Source organism: Embleya sp. NPDC008237 (assembly GCF_042956465.1).
GTDB lineage: Bacteria > Actinomycetota > Actinomycetes > Streptomycetales > Streptomycetaceae > Embleya.
On sequence record NZ_JBIBGL010000007.1, the window covers coordinates 70185 to 86557 of the forward strand.

13 protein-coding genes are annotated in these 16373 nt (G+C 71.7%); 5 read left to right on the forward strand and 8 right to left on the reverse strand.

The features are described from left to right. Nucleotides 1-15: 15 nt before the first annotated feature. On the forward strand, nucleotides 16-1314 hold the full coding sequence (locus ACFZBU_RS19260) for a VWA domain-containing protein (RefSeq protein ID WP_391584810.1): 1299 nt from the start codon (nucleotides 16-18) through the stop codon (nucleotides 1312-1314). A 76-nt stretch (nucleotides 1315-1390) separates the two neighbouring features. Beyond that, entirely contained in the window at nucleotides 1391-2083 is a 693-nt protein-coding gene (locus ACFZBU_RS19265) for an FHA domain-containing protein (protein WP_391584811.1), read from the forward strand. An 87-nt stretch (nucleotides 2084-2170) separates the two neighbouring features. Here ACFZBU_RS19265 and ACFZBU_RS19270 read toward each other — a convergent pair whose 3' ends face one another. From ACFZBU_RS19270 to ACFZBU_RS19295, 6 genes are all read right to left on the reverse strand, one after another. Continuing rightward, nucleotides 2171-2878, reverse strand: a complete 708-nt coding sequence (locus ACFZBU_RS19270; RefSeq protein WP_391584812.1) for an ABC transporter ATP-binding protein — start codon at nucleotides 2876-2878, stop codon at nucleotides 2171-2173. 3 nt (nucleotides 2879-2881) lie between these two features. After that, entirely contained in the window at nucleotides 2882-4789 is a 1908-nt protein-coding gene (locus ACFZBU_RS19275; protein ID WP_391584813.1) for an ATP-binding cassette domain-containing protein, read from the reverse strand. Then, nucleotides 4786-5661 carry a branched-chain amino acid ABC transporter permease gene (locus tag ACFZBU_RS19280; protein WP_391584814.1) on the reverse strand — a complete coding sequence of 292 codons (876 nt, stop codon included), beginning with the start codon at nucleotides 5659-5661 and terminating at the stop codon, nucleotides 4786-4788. Before ACFZBU_RS19280 ends, ACFZBU_RS19275 begins: the two co-directional genes overlap by 4 nt. Before the next feature lie 30 nt (nucleotides 5662-5691). After that, the gene (locus ACFZBU_RS19285) at nucleotides 5692-6906 is read right to left on the reverse strand and encodes an ABC transporter substrate-binding protein (RefSeq protein WP_391584815.1); all 1215 of its coding nucleotides are present in this window, start codon (nucleotides 6904-6906) and stop codon (nucleotides 5692-5694) included. 79 nt (nucleotides 6907-6985) lie between these two features. Then, nucleotides 6986-7411, reverse strand: coding sequence for a roadblock/LC7 domain-containing protein (locus ACFZBU_RS19290; protein WP_360314312.1), 426 nt, complete (start codon nucleotides 7409-7411; stop codon nucleotides 6986-6988). Continuing rightward, nucleotides 7408-9927 carry a nitrate- and nitrite sensing domain-containing protein gene (locus ACFZBU_RS19295; protein WP_391584816.1) on the reverse strand — a complete coding sequence of 840 codons (2520 nt, stop codon included), beginning with the start codon at nucleotides 9925-9927 and terminating at the stop codon, nucleotides 7408-7410. Before ACFZBU_RS19295 ends, ACFZBU_RS19290 begins: the two co-directional genes overlap by 4 nt. 501 nt (nucleotides 9928-10428) lie before the next feature. Between ACFZBU_RS19295 and ACFZBU_RS19300 the strand changes: the two genes are divergently transcribed. Then, complete coding sequence (locus ACFZBU_RS19300) at nucleotides 10429-12075, forward strand: beta-N-acetylhexosaminidase (RefSeq protein WP_391584817.1); 1647 nt, start codon at nucleotides 10429-10431, stop codon at nucleotides 12073-12075. 144 nt (nucleotides 12076-12219) lie between these two features. Here the strand turns inward: ACFZBU_RS19300 and ACFZBU_RS19305 are convergent, their stop codons facing one another. Then, nucleotides 12220-13458 carry an MFS transporter gene (locus ACFZBU_RS19305; protein WP_391584818.1) on the reverse strand — a complete coding sequence of 413 codons (1239 nt, stop codon included), beginning with the start codon at nucleotides 13456-13458 and terminating at the stop codon, nucleotides 12220-12222. After that, on the reverse strand, nucleotides 13455-14168 hold the full coding sequence (locus ACFZBU_RS19310) for a DsbA family oxidoreductase (protein WP_391584819.1): 714 nt from the start codon (nucleotides 14166-14168) through the stop codon (nucleotides 13455-13457). Before ACFZBU_RS19310 ends, ACFZBU_RS19305 begins: the two co-directional genes overlap by 4 nt. Before the next feature lie 216 nt (nucleotides 14169-14384). Between ACFZBU_RS19310 and ACFZBU_RS19315 the strand changes: the two genes are divergently transcribed. Both ACFZBU_RS19315 and ACFZBU_RS19320 read left to right on the forward strand, forming a co-directional pair. After that, nucleotides 14385-14924, forward strand: a complete 540-nt coding sequence (locus ACFZBU_RS19315) for a TIGR03086 family metal-binding protein (protein WP_391584820.1) — start codon at nucleotides 14385-14387, stop codon at nucleotides 14922-14924. A gap of 140 nt (nucleotides 14925-15064) precedes the next feature. Then, nucleotides 15065-16000 carry an MBL fold metallo-hydrolase gene (locus tag ACFZBU_RS19320; protein ID WP_391584821.1) on the forward strand — a complete coding sequence of 312 codons (936 nt, stop codon included), beginning with the start codon at nucleotides 15065-15067 and terminating at the stop codon, nucleotides 15998-16000. The last annotated feature ends 373 nt before the right edge of the window (nucleotides 16001-16373 follow it).

The window sequence follows — 16373 nt, forward strand, 5'->3', positions numbered from 1 at the left end:
GAAGGAGTCGGATTCATGTCAGGCGCCCCCGAATTCACCATCGAGGTCAACCAGAACCCCTACCTCCCGATGGGAGGTCACGAGGTGCACGCCGTCGCGCACATCCAGGCCTCCGGAGCGCCGACCGGTGCGCGCGGCAGCACCCGCGGCGCCGAGGTGATCATGGTCGACAGCTCGGGTTCGATGGACTTCCCGTCCACCAAGCTCAAGGCCGCCAAGCAGGCCACCAAGGCCGCGATCGACACGCTGCGCGACGGCACGCTGTTCGCGGTGGTCTCCGGCACCGGCATGGCGTCGATGGTGTACCCGTTCGAGGAGGGTCTGGTCGCCGCCGACGAGCGCACCCGCAAGGAGGCCAAGCGCGAGGTGGACAAACTCCGCGCGCGCGGCGGCACCGCGATGGGGCAGTGGCTGCTGATGGCCCGCCGTCTCCTGGAGCCGCACTCGGATGCGATCCGGCACGCGATCCTGCTCACGGACGGCAAGAACGAGAGCGAGCGCGAGCAGGACCTGGCCGAGGCGATCGCCTACTGCGAGGGCGTGTTCGTCTGCGACTGTCGGGGCATCGGCCTGGACTGGCGGGTGGACGAGGTGCGCAAGATCTCCACCGCGCTACTGGGCGACATCGGCTTGGTGCGCGAACCGGCGGACCTGGTCGCCGACTTCACCAAGATGATGGAGAACGCGATGGGCAAGGCGGTGGCCGACGTGGCGCTGCGGGTGCGCACGATCAGCAACGCCCGGGTGAAGTACGTCAAGCAGACCTACCCGGTGATCGACGACCTGACCGCGCGGCGGACCGAGGTCGGACCCAACGTCGGCGACTACCCCACCGGTTCGTGGGGTGGCGAGAGCAAGCACTACCACGTGTGCCTGGAGGTCGAGCCGGACGAGGTCAACCCGGGCGGCAAGCGCCGTCCGTGCCAGATCTCGGTGGTGCTTCCGGACGGCGCCGGCGGCCTGGAGTTGGCCAAGGCCGGCGTGTTCGCGCAGTGGACCGACGACGAGGAACTCTCCACCCGGATCAATCCGGAGGTGGCCCAGGTCACCGGCCGGGCGAAGCTGGCCGAGGCCGTCCGGGAGGGCTTGGAGCTTCGCGAGGGCGGGGACGAGGTTGCCGCGACCGCACGGCTGGTCCAGGCACTGCAGCTGGCCAACGAGGCGGGCGACGAGCACACCGCGCGCCTGCTCGGCCGCGTGGTGGAGATCGAGGCCGACGGGACGAGCAGGCTGCGCAACAACGAGGAAGACATCATGATCATCGACATCGAGTCGCACAAGACGGCCCGGGTGGGGCCGCCGCGCGAGGGCTGATCCTGTCCGGTGCCGCACGCGGCATCGGTTCGGCACACGCCCGGAGTTGGGTACGGAAGAGGAAGGAGGTCCGCTCATGCACATCTGCCCGGTAGGCCATCCGTCCACCGCCGCGGACTACTGCGACGAGTGTGGGCGCACGATACCCACCGATGTGGACTTGCCCCACGACTCCGACGGGCCCGGCCCCCACAGGCCGCCGGACGAAGTTGTGCTGACGTGTCGGTTCTGCGCGACCGAGTACACCCCGGACGACCAGTTCTGCGAGGGCTGCGGGCACGAGAATCCGGTGGGGGATCCGGTGCTCCCGGTAAAGCGGCAGGAGCCGGTGAAGCCGCCGCCTTCAGGGGACCCGGAGAAGCCGCCCGGCACGGTGTGGTCGGCGCGGGTGGTGCCCGACCACGACTACTTCCTGCGGGTGCTCGAATGGGACGGCCCGGACGCGCACAGCATGCGCTTCCCGCACGAGCAGGAGCCGCGGACGCTGCGGTTGACCGGCGAGTCGATGCGGATCGGCCGGGGCAACTCCGGCGCGAGTTCGGCCCCGCCGGAGATCCCGCTCGATGATCCGGGCGTCTCCCGTCGGCATGCGATGTTGCTGCGCTGTGGGGACGGCACGTGGGAGGTGATGGACCTGGGCTCGGCCAACGGGACCACCATCAACGCGGGCTACGACCGGGTCCGCCGCGACCCGGTGCACCTCAAGGACGGCGACCGGGTGCACGTGGGCGCCTGGACGACGCTGGAGATCCGACGCGTGGACCCGTGACCCCGTCCGGCCTCGACGGGCGCCGATCGGCCCACGGCCGACCGGCGCCGGGGCGCGGACGGGATCCGCGCCCCGGCCGGGCAGGGCTCAGCCGACGGTGGCCACGCCCGGGGCCAGGGCGGCCAGGATCGGGGCCGGGTCGGCGGCGGCCTCGGCCGCGGTCAGCCGTGCGGTGACGCGGCCGGTGGACAGCACCGTCAGATGGTCCGCGATGCCCTGGACGAAGCCCAGTTGGGGAGCGGCGATCAGGATGGTCAGGCCCTCGTCGGCGAGGGTGGTGATCAGTCCGCGGATCTGCTCGGCGATCACCGGGGACAACCCCTCGGTCGGCTCGTCCAGCAGGATCAACCGCGGACCGCCGAGCAGGGCCCGGGCGATGGCGAGCATCTGCTGTTCGCCGCCGGAGAGTTGAGACCCCCGGTTGCCGGCCCGCTCACCCAGTCGGGGCAGCAGTTCCAACACCCGGCCGGGAGTCCACGCGGCGTGCTTGCGATGGGCCAGTTTCAGATGCTCGGCCACGGTCAGGCTCGCGAACACCCGACGGCCCTGCGGCACCAGGCCGATGCCCGCTACCGAGACCCGGTGCGCGGGGCGCCCGGTGAGGTCGGTGCCGGCCAGCTCGACCCGTCCGCCCGAGGGCTTGAGCAGCCCCGCGACGGAATGGATGAGGGTGGACTTGCCCGCCCCGTTGGCGCCCAGGAGCGCGTGCACCGTGCCCTCGGGGATGCTCAGGTCGACGCCGTGCAGCACCGAGCCGCCCTGGTAACCCGCCGTCAGTTCGCCGATCTCCAGCACGATTCAGCCCACTTCCTGGTGCTCGGGCTCGGACGCGCCCAGATACGTGTCGCGCACCGCCTGGTCCGCCGCGATCTCGTCCGGCGTGCCGGTGGCCAGCAGTTGTCCGGACGCCAGCACCGTGACGGTGTCGGTGACCTCGCGCACCAGCGCGAAGTTGTGCTCGACCAGCACCATGGTCACCTCGGCCGGCAGCGCCTTGAGGACGGCGGCCAGGCGCTCGATGTCGGTGTCGGTCAGACCGGCGGCCGGCTCGTCCAGCAGCAGCAGCTTCGGATGTCCGGCGAGCGCCATTGCGATGTCGAGCAACCGCCGTGACCCGTGCGAGAGTTCGCCGGCGATCTCGTCGGCGCGGTCGGTCAGGCCGACCGTCTCCAGATGGGTCGCGGCCTCGCCGGCCAGGGCCCGGTAGCGGTCCGGTCGCCAGGCCGTGCCGGTGACCTCGGCATGCCGCCAGGCGGCCAGGGTCACGTTGTCCAGGACGGAGAGGGAGGGCACCACGGCGGGTTGCTGGAACGCGCGCGCGATGCCGATCCGGGAGCGGCGGGCCGGGGCCAGTCCGGTGATGTCGCGGCCGGCGAACACGATGCTGCCGGACGTCACCGGGATCGCGCCCGCGATCATGCCGAGCACGGTCGACTTGCCCGCGCCGTTGGGGCCCAGCAGCGCGTGTCGGGCGCCGCGGCGCACGGTCAGGTCCAGCCCGTCCACGGCCGCCAACGCGCCGTACCGGCGGGTCAGACCGGTGACGGTGAGCAGCGCATCCGGGTCGGGCGCGGCATCCGCTTCGGGCGCGGCATCCGGATCGGGCGCGTCCTTCTCCGCCTTCTCCGCCTTCTCCGGCGTTTCCGCTTCCTCCGGCGTTTCCGCCTTCTCCGGCTTCTCCGTTTCGTCCGCCGGTCGGATGGCCCGACCCAGGGCCCGCCACGCCGCCCGTGGACCGCCCGCCGTCAGGCCGACCAGGCCGCCCGGCAGCGTGTACACCGCGATCAGGAACAGCACGCCGAGCAGCAGCGGACCGTGCCCGGGCCAGGGTCCGGAGAGCCAGTCCCGAGTGAACACGATCAGCCCCGCGCCGATCATCGCGCCGACCAGCGACGCGCCACCGCCGATGACCACCGCGAGCAGCACCAGCGAGGAGGTGTCGAAGCCGATGTGCGAGGGCGAGATGTAGCGCTGCACCGAGATCAGCAGCGCGCCCGCGACGCCGGCGAGGGCGCCGACCCCGACGTAGGTGATCGAGAGGTAACGGGTCACCGGGTGACCGGTCGCGCGCATCCGGGTCTCGTTCTCGCGCGCACCGTCCAGCAGCAGCGCGGCCGGCGAGCGCAGCACCAGCGCGGTGAGCCCGATCACCACGAGCGTGGTGATCAGCACGTACCAGTAGGTGTCCACGTCGTCGACGAGGTCGCCCATGCCCCAGAACGGCTGGATCGGCGGCACGCCCGACTTGCCGTCGGTGCCGCCGGTGACCGACTTCCACTTCTCCGCCGCGGTGCGCACCAACTCGCCGACGGCCAGGGTGATCATCAGCACCGTGACGCCGCGCGCGCGCACCACGATCGGCGCGGTGAGCGCGTTGAACAGGGCACCCGCGGCGGCCGCGACCAGGGTGTGCACGACGCCGATCCGCATGCCGTGTTCGGCCAGGATCGCCGCCGTGTAGCCGCCCACCGCGTACGGCGCGACCTGGCCGAGCGAGGGCAGCCCGGCGCCGCCGCCGAGCACCGCGACGCTGGCCGCGAGCACGCCCAGGGACAACGCCTGGGACAGCAGGATGAGGGTGAACAGGCCGACCAGGTACGGCGCCGCGAACAGCCACACGATCGCGGCGACGGCCAGGACTCGGCCCACCACGCGCGCACGCGGCGAGTGCAGCGCGGTACGTGCGCGCAGGGCGAGGGTGGTCATACTCGGCTCCCCGTCGGGCCGAAGCGCGCGGTGCGCGCGATCAGCATCACGGCCATCGTGGCGAACAGCAGATACGGCGCGAGGTCGGGCAGCAGCGTCACGCCGAGCGTCTGCACCTCGCCGACCAGGATCGCGGCGAGCAGTGCGCCGCCGACCGAGCCCAACCCGCCGATCACCACGACCAGCAGGGACTGCAACAACACGGTGTTGGCCACCGAGGTGGACGGGCCGATGATCGGCGCGCCCAGGCCGCCCGCGAGGCCGGCCAGGGCGCCTGCGGCGACCAGCACGCCGGTGCGTACCCGGGCCGGCGAGATGCCGCCGGCCGCGAGCATCTCGGGGTCGTCCACCGACGCGCGCACGGCCGCGCCGATTCGGGTGCGGGCCAGCACGTACCAGCCGCCGAGCCCGAGCGCGATCGCGACCACGATGAACGCGAGCCGGTAGCCCGGGTAGTTGTGGCCCAGGATCGACACCGGCTTCTCCAGTGCGCCGGGCACCGGGACCTGGGGGTCGTCCTTGCCGAACGTGGTGGTCAGCAGATCGCTGCCGACCAGGGCGACGCCGAAGGTCAGCATCGCCTGCGCCATATGCCCTCGGTCGGCGATCGGCGCGGTCAGCGCCGCCAGCACCCCGCCGCCGGCCGCGCCCGCCCCGATGCCCGCGAGCACCGCCAGTGCCAGGCCCACCCAGGACCCGTCGGCCACCGCGGTCGCGGTGTAGGCGGCGAACGCGTAGAGCGTGCCGTGCGCGAGGTTGAGGACTCCGCCCGAGCCGAAGGCCAGAGTCAGGCCCGCGGCCACGACGAACAGCAGCAGCCCGTAGGCCACACCGTCCAGGGCCGGGATGAAATTGTCGTCGAACCAGCCCACGGCACGCTCCCTTTCGCTCCGAAGCCGCCGCTAGCCGAGCGTGCCGAGTTCGCGGACCATGACGTTGCTCAGCGCGGTGCCGTCCTGCCGGACCTCACGCAGGTACCACTTCTGCACCGGCGCGTGCGTGGTCGGGTTGAACTCCCACGAGCCGCGCGGGCTGTCGACCTTGCCGGTCTTGGCGATCGCGGCGTTGACCGCCTCCGGGGTGACCTTGTCACCCGCGGCGGCGATCGCCTTGTCCAGCACGGCGGCCGCGTCGTACATGGTCGCCGACATCATCGTCGGCAGCGCGTTGTACTTGCCCTGGTAGGCCGCGACGAACGAGCGGTTCGCCGGGATGTCCAGGGTGGGCGTGTAGTTGAGCGAGGTGAACACGCCCTTGGCCGCGTCGCCCTCGGCCCCGAGTACCGCACCCTCGGTCAGGAAGCCCGCGGCGTACAGCGGGATGTCCTTGACGTCGGACTGCTTGTACTGCTTGACGAAGTTCACCGCGGCGGTGCCCGCGTAGAACGTGTAGACCGCCTTGGCGCCCGAGTTCTTGATCTCGGTGAAGTACGGCTGGAAGTTGGTGGTGGCCGGGAACGGCGTCCACTTGGTCTTGCCGTCCGGGTTCGCCAGCTTGCCGCCGAGCTTGTCGAACGTCTCGGTGAAGCCGCGGAGCTGGTCGAAACCACCCTGGTACTCCGGGCCGATCGCGTAGACCGTGCCGGGCACGTTCTCCTTGATGTACGGCGCAGCCGCCACACCCGGCTCCTCGGAGAGGTAGCTGGTGTGCCAGACGTAGTCCGGCTTGTCGATCTTGCCGGGACGACCGACCGCGCCGATCATCGGCACCTTGTTGTCGTTCACGACCTGCACGTTGGCCGCCACCGTGGCCGCGTTGGTCAGCCCGACCACGGCGGTGACCTTGTCCTGCTTGATCAGCTTGGTGACCGAGGGTACCGAGGTCTGCGGGCCGTCGCCCTCGTCGGTGATCACGAGCTCGACCTTGTGCCCGCCCAGCTTGCCGCCGTGCTGGTCCAGGTAGGTCTGGAAGCCGTTCTGCAGGTCCGGACCGAGCGCGGCGTAGACACCGGTCAGCGGGATCGTCAGGCCGATCTTGACCGTGCCGGAGGACGATCCGCCCTTCTTGTCGTCCGCCGCGCTGCCGCTGCACGCGGCGGTGAACGCGAGCGCACCGGCGAGCAGGCCGGCGGAGGTGACGCGGAACGAGCGTCGGGATATGTGACTTGCCGGGGTCATGACGTGCTCCAGGGTTGTGACGGGTACAGCGTCGAGCGGTCGAGTGGGCCGCGTCGGGAGGGACGCGTGGGTGTATCGGTCAGCCCAACGCGCCGCGCTGCACGTGCAGGAAGCGCTCGCGGGCGGCAGGGGTCAGGGCCGGGCCGACCTGGTTGATCAGCTCGGCCATCTCGAACGAGACCTGGCCGATGTCGCACTCGCGCGAGGCCAGCACCAACAGCGAGGCGCCGTCGCTGACCTGCATGGAGAACATGAACGCGCCGTTCATTTCGGTCAGGTTGCTCGCCACCGGGTCGGTGCCGAACAGGCGCGCGGCGCCCGCCAGCAGGCTGACCAGGCCGGAGGCGACCGCGCCGAGCTGGTCGGCGCGGTCCTGCGGCAGCGAGCTGGTGTTGGCCACCACGAGACCGTCCGCGGAGACCGCGACGGCATGCAGTACCTCGGGCACCCGGGTGGCGAAATCGTTGAGCAGCCAGCTGAGATCGGCTGCGGTGGGGTGGGTCACGATCTCTCCTTGTGATCCGGTTCGCCGCCGCCGGGGCGGGGCGAGGGGGCGCGACGGGCCCGGCTGTGCCCGATGCCCTGCGCGAAGGCGGACATCGCCGCGGACACCTGGCGGGCGTCGCGACGGTCCGGCGTGGTGTTCGCCCGGGCGGGCGTCCCGGCCGAGCCGACCAGCGGCGCGGCGGGAGCGGGAGGGCTGCCCGGGTGCACACTGGGAGTGTCCCGGCGAACCCGCAGTGGCAGGCCCGTGTTCGTGGTGCGGGTGGGCAGTGCCGAGTCCGGCGCCGGAGCCGCGGGCGCCTGCGGCTGCTCCGGGCGCACGGCGGGTTCGGCCGAGACCATCGGGGCGAGTGCGGGCGGCGTCGGGGCCTCGGGTGCGGGTGGCCGCGTACCGGTGAAGCGCAGTCCCGAGGGTGCGGGCTCGCGCGGTCCCGGGGCAGCCGCGTCGCTGACCGGCTGGGGGCGGGTCGGCGTGAACACGTTCGCGACCGGCTCGAACGGGCCCGGGTCCGGGTGGCCGCCGGCCCGTACTCCCACGTCCGGCACCCGACCGGAGGCGGGCAGGGGAGTGACCTCGGGCTTGGGCACACCGCGGTGTCGGCCCGGGCGATCGCGGAAGACCACGATGTCCTCGGGCAGGCCCACCTCGGCGACCGTGCCGCCCTGCGCCCCCTGGCTCAGGGTGATCGTGATGCCGTAGCGCGTGGCCAGGTGGCCGGCCACGGTCAGACCCATCGCGCGCACCGCGTGCACGTCCAATTGGGCGGGCGAGGCGAGGCGTTCGTTGAACGCGGCCAGCCGCTCCGGGGTGATGCCCACGCCGGAGTCGGTGATGGTGAGCACCGCGCCGTCGCCGCGCCGGTTCGCCTGGAGTACCACCCAGGTCTCGGGACGGCTGAACTTGGTCGCGTTGTCCAGCAGTTCGGCGAGCAGGTGCGCGACATCGTCGCGGGCCCGCCCGGCGATCAGGATGCGCGGGTCCACCGCGCCGGGGTCCACCCGGGTGAACCGTTCGATGCGGCCGATCGCCGCGCGTGCGACGTCCAGGAGCAGCGCGTCCTCGCGCACGCGGGCGGTGCCCTCGCCGCCGAGCACCAGCAGGCTGGTGTTGTTGCGGCCCATGCGCTGGACCAGGTGGTCGAGCGAGTACAGCCGCTTGAGCCGGTCCGGGTCGTGCTCGTGCGCCTCGGCCTCGTCGAGGACCTTGACCAGGCCGTCGGTGAGCCGCTGGTTGCGGCGCGCGAGGGCGACCAGCACGGTGGCGATACCGGCGCGCAGGACCGCCTGTTCGGCGGCGATCCGCACCGCGGCGGTGAAGACGGTGTTGAACGCCGAGCCCACCTCGGCGATCTCGTCCTTGCCGCGTACCTCGATCGGGGTGCCCGCGCGTTCGGCGATCTCGTCGGCGGTCGCGCCGTCGAGCGAGCGGCCCTGCTGGAGCTTGGCCACCGCGTCCGGCAGGCCGGTGTAGGCCACCTCGTGTGCGGTGTCGCGAAGACGCAGCAGTTCGCGGGTCATCGGTCGACCCAGGCGCAGCACCAGGAGTACCGCGGCGGCCAGCGCGAGCAGCACCGCGGCGGCCTGCCCGATCGCCCACCAGCGGCGGTCGTCGCGTTCGTCGCTGACCGAGGACAGCACCGATGCGTCCACACGTCGTTCGACGTCGCTGATCCGGGCGATCCGGTCCGCGGTCGCCTTGGTCCACACGTCCTGACTGATCACGATGGGCGTGTCGACCTTGGCCCGGGAGACGGCGTCTTCCAGTTGGTGCACGGCCAGGATCTCCGGGCCGGTCTGGGCGAGTTCCAGCCAGCCCAGCCACTCCTCGTCGGCGAGCGACTCGAAGGACGTCTCGCTTTCGTCGTAGCCGGTCCGGGTGGCCAGGATGTCCTGCTGTTGGGACGGCGAGATCCGGCTGGACGCCAAGGCGCGCAGGACCGCCGTCTGTTGTTGCCCCAGCCACTCCGTGGCGTGCGAGAGCGCGGCGGCGGCACGCAGGCGGTCCGAGTTGTCCGCGCCTGCGCCACCGGCCTGGGCCACGCTGTCGCGGTAGTCGAGCGCGTCCGCGATCAGGATGCGGTAGCGGAAGACGACGGCGGTCAGCGAGGTGCCCTTGGGTGCCTGGACCTGCTCGCGCAGTGCGGTCAGGTCGGTCAGACCCGCGTCCAGCCTGCGCAGTCGTTCCTTGGTGTTGCCGGGGATCGAGCCCAGGTCCTTGCGCAGCTTGCGGTAGCGCGTGGCGCTCTCGTCCGTCGCGGCGGTGCGCTGGTGGTACGTGACCAGCGCGCCCTTGTCGGCCTCCGGCCACAGCACCGCGGCAGCGGCGGCGCGTTCGCTCTGCAGGCGGTGCGCGAGTTCACCGGCCTCGGCGGAGACCTTGGTCAACGAACGCAGGCGGTTCGCATCGAGGGCCTCGCCGGTCGTGGTGGACACGGCGAGTCCCGCGGAGCCCACCATCACGGTGAGCGGCACGGCGACGAGCAGGACGAGTTTCCGAGTGATGTTCAGGTCGTCCACCACCAGGTCGTTGCCGCCGGGGTGGAGCGAGGCAGGGATACGGAGTCGAGTATTCCGCTTGTCAAGTACGTCATTTTCCCGATGATTCGCACTTTCCGGTCTTGCGCTTTCGGTGACGCGGATCGCGTCCTATTCCGTGCACGACGGGCAGAGCCTAGCGGCATTCGCACGTGTGCTCGCAGTGGCCGGTGGGTAAAGGGCCGAGAGCCCGGCATACGCCCCCGAATGTTGACATGCGTAAGTTAACGCTGCGAAGGAATATCGATTACGGGGCATGATCCTACACGCGGTGATATCACGGCATTTGCCCCCGGCGTCGTCCGTCGGGCCTCTATATCCGTATTTTGCCACCCAGCGCTCGATGCCCGTTTGCCAACCATTCGTTGGGATATACCGGATCGTTGCCTTCCGTTTATCGGTGTGTCGACCAACCGGATCGTCGCCGAGGGCTGCCTAGACTGGGCCGAGACCGATCCCGACGGATCGATTTGGGAGAGTCACATGATGCGGCGACGCGCCCTGGCTTTTTTCCTCACCGTGCCGATCGCCGCGGCGGGGGCGGCCGTATGGATCACCGACGCGACCTCCTCCTCGGGCGGCACGCCGAAGGCCGACCCGAGCGGAGCGGGCGGGCCGGTCCCGCCGACCACCGCCGCAGCCGAGACCCCGGAGTCGCCGAGCGGACCGCTGCACGCCGACGCGCGTGGGCTCGTGCCGATCCCGGTCGAGGCGCTCGGCGGCCCGGGCCGACCCTGGACACCGGCCCGGGACACCCGGGTGCGGGCCGCGACCGAGGCCGCGCGGCCGGTCGCCGAAGTCGTCGCCGCCGAACTGCGGGCCGCCACCGGCCTGCCGCTGCCCGTGGTGGTCGACGCACGATCGCGCGCCGGCACCGACATCTCCCTGGTCCCCGACCCCGATCCGGCCGGCCGACCCGACGGCGACGAGGCGTACGAACTGGTCGTCACCGAGCACGGCGCCACGATCCGCGCGGGCGCGCCGGCCGGCCTCTACCGGGGCGCCCAGACGCTGCGCCAACTGGTGCCGGCAAAGCCGCCGTTCGAGTTGCGCCCGGCCGTGGTCCGGGACGCGCCCCGGTATCCGTACCGGGGCATCATGATCGACCTGGCCCGGCACTTCTATCCGCCCGCCGAGATGCGCCGACTGATCGACCACCTCGCCGCCTACAAGTTCAACCACCTGCATCTGCACCTGACCGACGACCAGGGATGGCGGATCGCCATCGAGGGACGCCCCAGGCTCACCGGGATCGGCGCGGCCACCCAGGTGGGCGGCGGGCCCGGCGGGTTCTGGACGGCGGACGACTACCGCGCGGTGACCGAATACGCGGGCGAGCGCTTCATCACCGTGGTGCCCGAGATCGACATGCCGGGGCACACCAACGCGGCGATCGTCGCCTACCCGGAACTGGCCCACGACGGCAAACCGCACGTTCCCTACACCGGCACCCAGGTCGGCTTCTCCTCGCTGCGCATCGACGGCGAGGCCACCTATACGTTCCTGGACGAAGTGCTCGGCCGGCTCGCGGAACTCACCCCCGGGCCCTACCTGCACATCGGCGGCGACGAGACGCACACCCTCGAGCCCGCGCAGTATCGGGCCTTCATGGCCCGGGCCCAGCCGCTGGTGGCCAAGCACGGCAAACAGACCATGGCCTGGCACCAACTCGCCTCCGGCGACCCGGCACCGGGGGCGATCCTGGAGTACTGGGGCGCGTCCAAGCAGGACGCCGCCAAGGTCGTGGCCGCCGCGCGGGCCGGGCACAAGGTGGTGATGGCGCCGGCCGACCACGCCTACCTGGACATGAAATACAGCGGCGGCGAGCGGCTGGGGGTGACCTGGGCCGGCACCGTCGACGTGCGCAAGTCCTACGACTGGGAACCCTCGACGCACCTGCCCGGCATGCCCGCGGACGCCGTGCTCGGTGTCGAGGGCGCGCTGTGGGGCGAGACGATCAGGAGCGTCGTGGACGCCGAGTATCTGCTCTTCCCGCGGATCGCCTCGGTCGCCGAGGCCGCCTGGTCCCGTCCGGAACGGCGCGACTGGGCGGACTTTCGCACCCGCGCCGCGGCACACGAGGCGCGTTGGGACGCACAGGGCATCAAGTACGCGCACAAGCTGAAGTGACGCCCGGGCCCGCGCCCCGGCGACCGGCCGCGGGCCGGCCGCGGGCGCGGGTGGGTCCGGACCGGGAGATCCGGCGAGGCGAAGCCCGTGCGCCGGGTGTCCTCGGGTGCCGGGGCGGCCGAGCGCACCCGAGGACGGAACGGCTCAGCGGCGGACCGCGCCCGCGGTCAGGGCGATGATCGCGACCAGTACCGCCGGGATCGCCAACGCCGTGGTCAAACTGGTGTGGTGGGCGATGAAGCCGATCACCGGCGGACCGGCGAGCAGCCCGATGTAGGCGATCCCGGTCACCCGCGAGATGGCCCACGCGGCGGGCACCCCCGGGGTGTTGCCGGCCGCGCTGAACGTCACCGGGGCGACCGGGGCCACCCCGACGCCGAACAGCGTGAACCCGAGCACCGAAAGCGCCGGCCAGGGCGTGGCCAGCGCGAGCGTCATGCCCAGTGCGGCGATCAGCGCGCCGATCCGCAACACCCGTACCGGGCCGAAGCGTTCCACCACCCGGTCGCCCGCGAACCGGCCCGCCGCCATCGCCACCGACATGCCCGCGAAGCCCAACCCGGCGACGCCCGCCGAACTGTCCAGCGTCTCGCGCAGATGCACCCCGCTCCAGTCGGCCACCGCGCCCTCGCCGACGAACGAGCACAGCCCGATCAGGGCGAGCAGGACCACCGCGCGATAGCCGGCGAGCAGCCGGGCCACACCGCCGATGGTCGCCTCGACCGTCTCGGGCACCACAGCCGCCACGGCCTGCGCGTCCGGCTCCGCCGGCGGGTGCACGTGCGGATCGTCCGCGACGCCCAGCAGCGCACGCGAACTCGCCCACGCCCCGACCGCGAGCACGAGCGCCATCACCGACAGGTGCACCCTGGGCGTGAGGCCCAGGGCCGCCGCGCCGGAGCCGACCAGCGCGCCGAACAGCCCGCCGAGGCTGTACCCGCCGTGCAGGCCGTTCATGATCGGCCGACGCAACTGCTGCTCGATCGCGACACCCTGCGCGTTCGCCGCGACATCGGTGAACCCCATCAGCGCGCCCAGGACCAGCAGGCCGACCGCCAGGGAGGGCAGGTTCCAGGCGAACGCGGGCAGGAACAGCGCCAGACACCCGCCGATCACCGAAACCCGCGCGACCCGCTTGCTGCCCCAGCGTCCGGCGGCGCTGCCCGCGAGTTGCACCGCCACCAGCGCGCCCACCGGCGAACCGAGCAGGGCCAACCCCAACTGGGCGTCGTCGAGCCCCAGATCCTCCTTGAACTGCGGGATCCGGGCCAGGAAGTCCGCCACCGCGGCGCTGAAGGCGAAGAACACCCACAGTGCGGCCCATCGGGCCCGTTGCAGGCGCTCGACGGACAACCGCCCGGTCGTTCCCCCCGGGGCGCTCACACCGCGCAGGAACCGTCGGCGCACGCGTCGTCGTCGGCCGCCGGCGCGGTTGCCGCCGACCCGCCGCTCGGCTCCCGTATCTGCTCTCGCACCTGCTCCAGGACCTGGAGGAACGTGGATGCCTCCTGGGCACCCTGCACCGCCCACTTGCCCTCGAACACGAACGTCGGCACGGCGGTGACGCCCATCTCCTGCGCCTCGGCGATCTCGCGCCGGACCTCGTCGGTGCCCTCGTCCGAGGCGAGGAAGGCGACCACCCGGTCCCGGTTCAGACCGGCCTCGACCGCGAACTCGGTCAACCGGGCGTGGTCGGCGACGTTCTCGCCCTCGGCGAAGTACGCCGCGAGCAGCCGATCCTTGAGCGCGGCCTGGGCCGCCGCGCCGAACTCGGTCAGCGCGAGCCACAACACCCGGTGCGCGGTCAGCGTGTTCACCGACAGGGCCCGGGTGAAGTCGAAGCCGATGCCCTCGGCGGTGCCCACTTCGGCGAGCCGCGCGTTCATCCCGTCCAGGTTGGCCGCGCCGAACTTCTCGGCCAGTCGTTCGCGCAGCGGCGACGGCTCCGCGGGGGTGCTCGGGTCCAGCTGGTAGGGACGGTACGTGACTCGGACGTCCTCGGCGCTCGGGAACGCGGCGAGCGCGCGCTCGAAGCGCCGCTTCCCGACGTAGCACCACGGACACGCGATATCGCTGTAGATCTCGACCTTCACTTGCTCTCCGGCTTCCACCTCGGGTGATGTACGGACGGACGTACCGACGGTCACGGCGGCGGACGCACCGAAAAGGAAACATACGTGCACTCGCCAAACATTCCCCAACCGGCCGTATCCGCCGCCCGGACCCGGGCGTAGCCTGACCGCTGCCCGTCGTGCGTCACCCCGAAAACACGTCGTGTCAGCGCGGCGTCATCCCTCGAAGGAGCCCTCGTGGACCAGATAACCCAGTACAAGCGCGCCGTCGACGCGTTCCGCCCGCTGCTCGCCGAGGTGGACGACAGCAAGCTCGGACTCGCGTGTCCGTGTGACGAATGGGACGTACGGGATCTGCTCGCCCACGCCACCGGTGCTCAGCGCGGCCTCGCGGCGGCCCTGACCGGGCCGAGCGAGCCGGTCTCCGAGGACCCCCGGGAGGACTTCGAGGCGGTGGTCGAGACGATCCTGGCGACCTTCACGCCGGAGCGGATCGCCGCGTCGATCAAGACCCCGTTCGGCGAGCGGAACGGCGGCTTCCTGCTCGGTCTGGCCACCGGCGACGTCTTCGTCCACGCGTGGGACCTGGCCCGGGCGCTGGGCAAGCCGACCGACCTGGACCCCGAGCTCGCCGAGATGCTCCTGGAGCGCATGCGCGCCACCCTCCCGGACGCCGCGCGCGGTGAGGGTCGCGCGTTCGGTCCGGTGCAGCCGGTGGATCCGGGCGCGCCGGCCGCGGATCGGCTCGCCGCATTCACCGGTCGCGCCGTGAACTGAGCCCCGATCGAGCCGCCGGGCCCCGGACATCCCGGGACAAGCCCTACCGGACGCGGCAACTGACGGATCGTCAGGCTGCGCGCCGGGCGGTCGGCGGTGTATGCACGTCAACGCACACCCCCAGTCGATCGGGAGTATCGATGAGCACGTCGCAGCACGATCACGGCCGGATGGATCCGCCTCGCGTCCAGGAGGTGGCCGACGGAGCGTTCGCGTACATCCAGCCGGACGGCACCTGGTGGATCAACAACACCGGCTTCCTGGTCGGTCCGGAGGGCGTCGTCGCGATCGACGGTTGCGCCACCGAGGCCCGGACCCGGATGTTCCAGGAGACCATCGCCAAGCACACCGACGCCCCGGTGCGCACCCTGATCAACACGCACCACCACGGCGACCACACGAACGGGAACTACCTGTTCGAGTCGGCCACCATCGTGGCGCACGAGAACACCCGGGCCGAGATCCTCAACCTCGGCATCATGGAGGTCGAGGCGATCTGGCCGGGCGTCGGCTGGGGCGGTCTGCGCGCGGTGCCGCCGTTCCTGACCTTCACCGACAGCGTCACCGTGTACGCGGGCGAACTGCGGGCGCAGGTAAGGCACTTCGGTCCGGCGCACACCTCGAACGACTCGGTGGTGTGGCTGGAGGAGCAGGGTGTCCTGTACACGGGCGACCTGATCTTCAACGGCGGCACGCCGTTCCTGCTGATGGGTTCGCCCGCCGGCTACCTCGAAGTGCTGGAGCGGATCAAGGCGTTGGGCGCGACCACGCTGGTCCCCGGGCACGGTGAGGTGTGCGGCCCCGAGCAGATCGACTACGCGATCGGGTACACGAACTTCCTTCTGGACACCGCCCGCAAGGGTCTGGAAGCGGGCCTGGACCCGCTGAGCGTGGCGCGCGAGACGGACCTCGGCGAGTATGCGGCACTGTCCGACTCCGAGCGGATCGTCGGCAACCTGCACCGAGCCTATGCGGAGTTGAACGGGGCGGAGCGGGCTGCGTCGATCGACATCTACGGTGCGCTCGGTGACATGGTCACGTTCAACGATGGCAAGCCGCTTTCCTGCTACGCGTGACGGGGGTGGCCCGGCCTGCGCTCGGGTGGCCTGGCGGGTGGGGCCTCCGACGCCGGCCGGGCCCTTGGCCTCATGCGCCGGCCGGGCTGGTTCGCCTCATGCGCCGGCCGGGCTGATTTGCCTCATGCGCCGGCGGGGCTGAGTGGCCTCAAGCGCCGGCCGGGCTGAGTGGCCTCAAGCGCCGGCCGGGCTGAGGTTGCGTTCGGTCGGCGTTGCGCCTTGGTGGGCTGGGTTCGCCTCAAGCGCCGGCGAGGCTGATTTGCCTCATGCGCCGGCGGGGCTGAGTAGCCTCATACCCCGGCTTGGGTGGCTGGGGCTTCGGTGTCGGAGGTGTGGCCGGGGCGGGGTGGTTTTGGTCGGCTTCCGGTGGGTG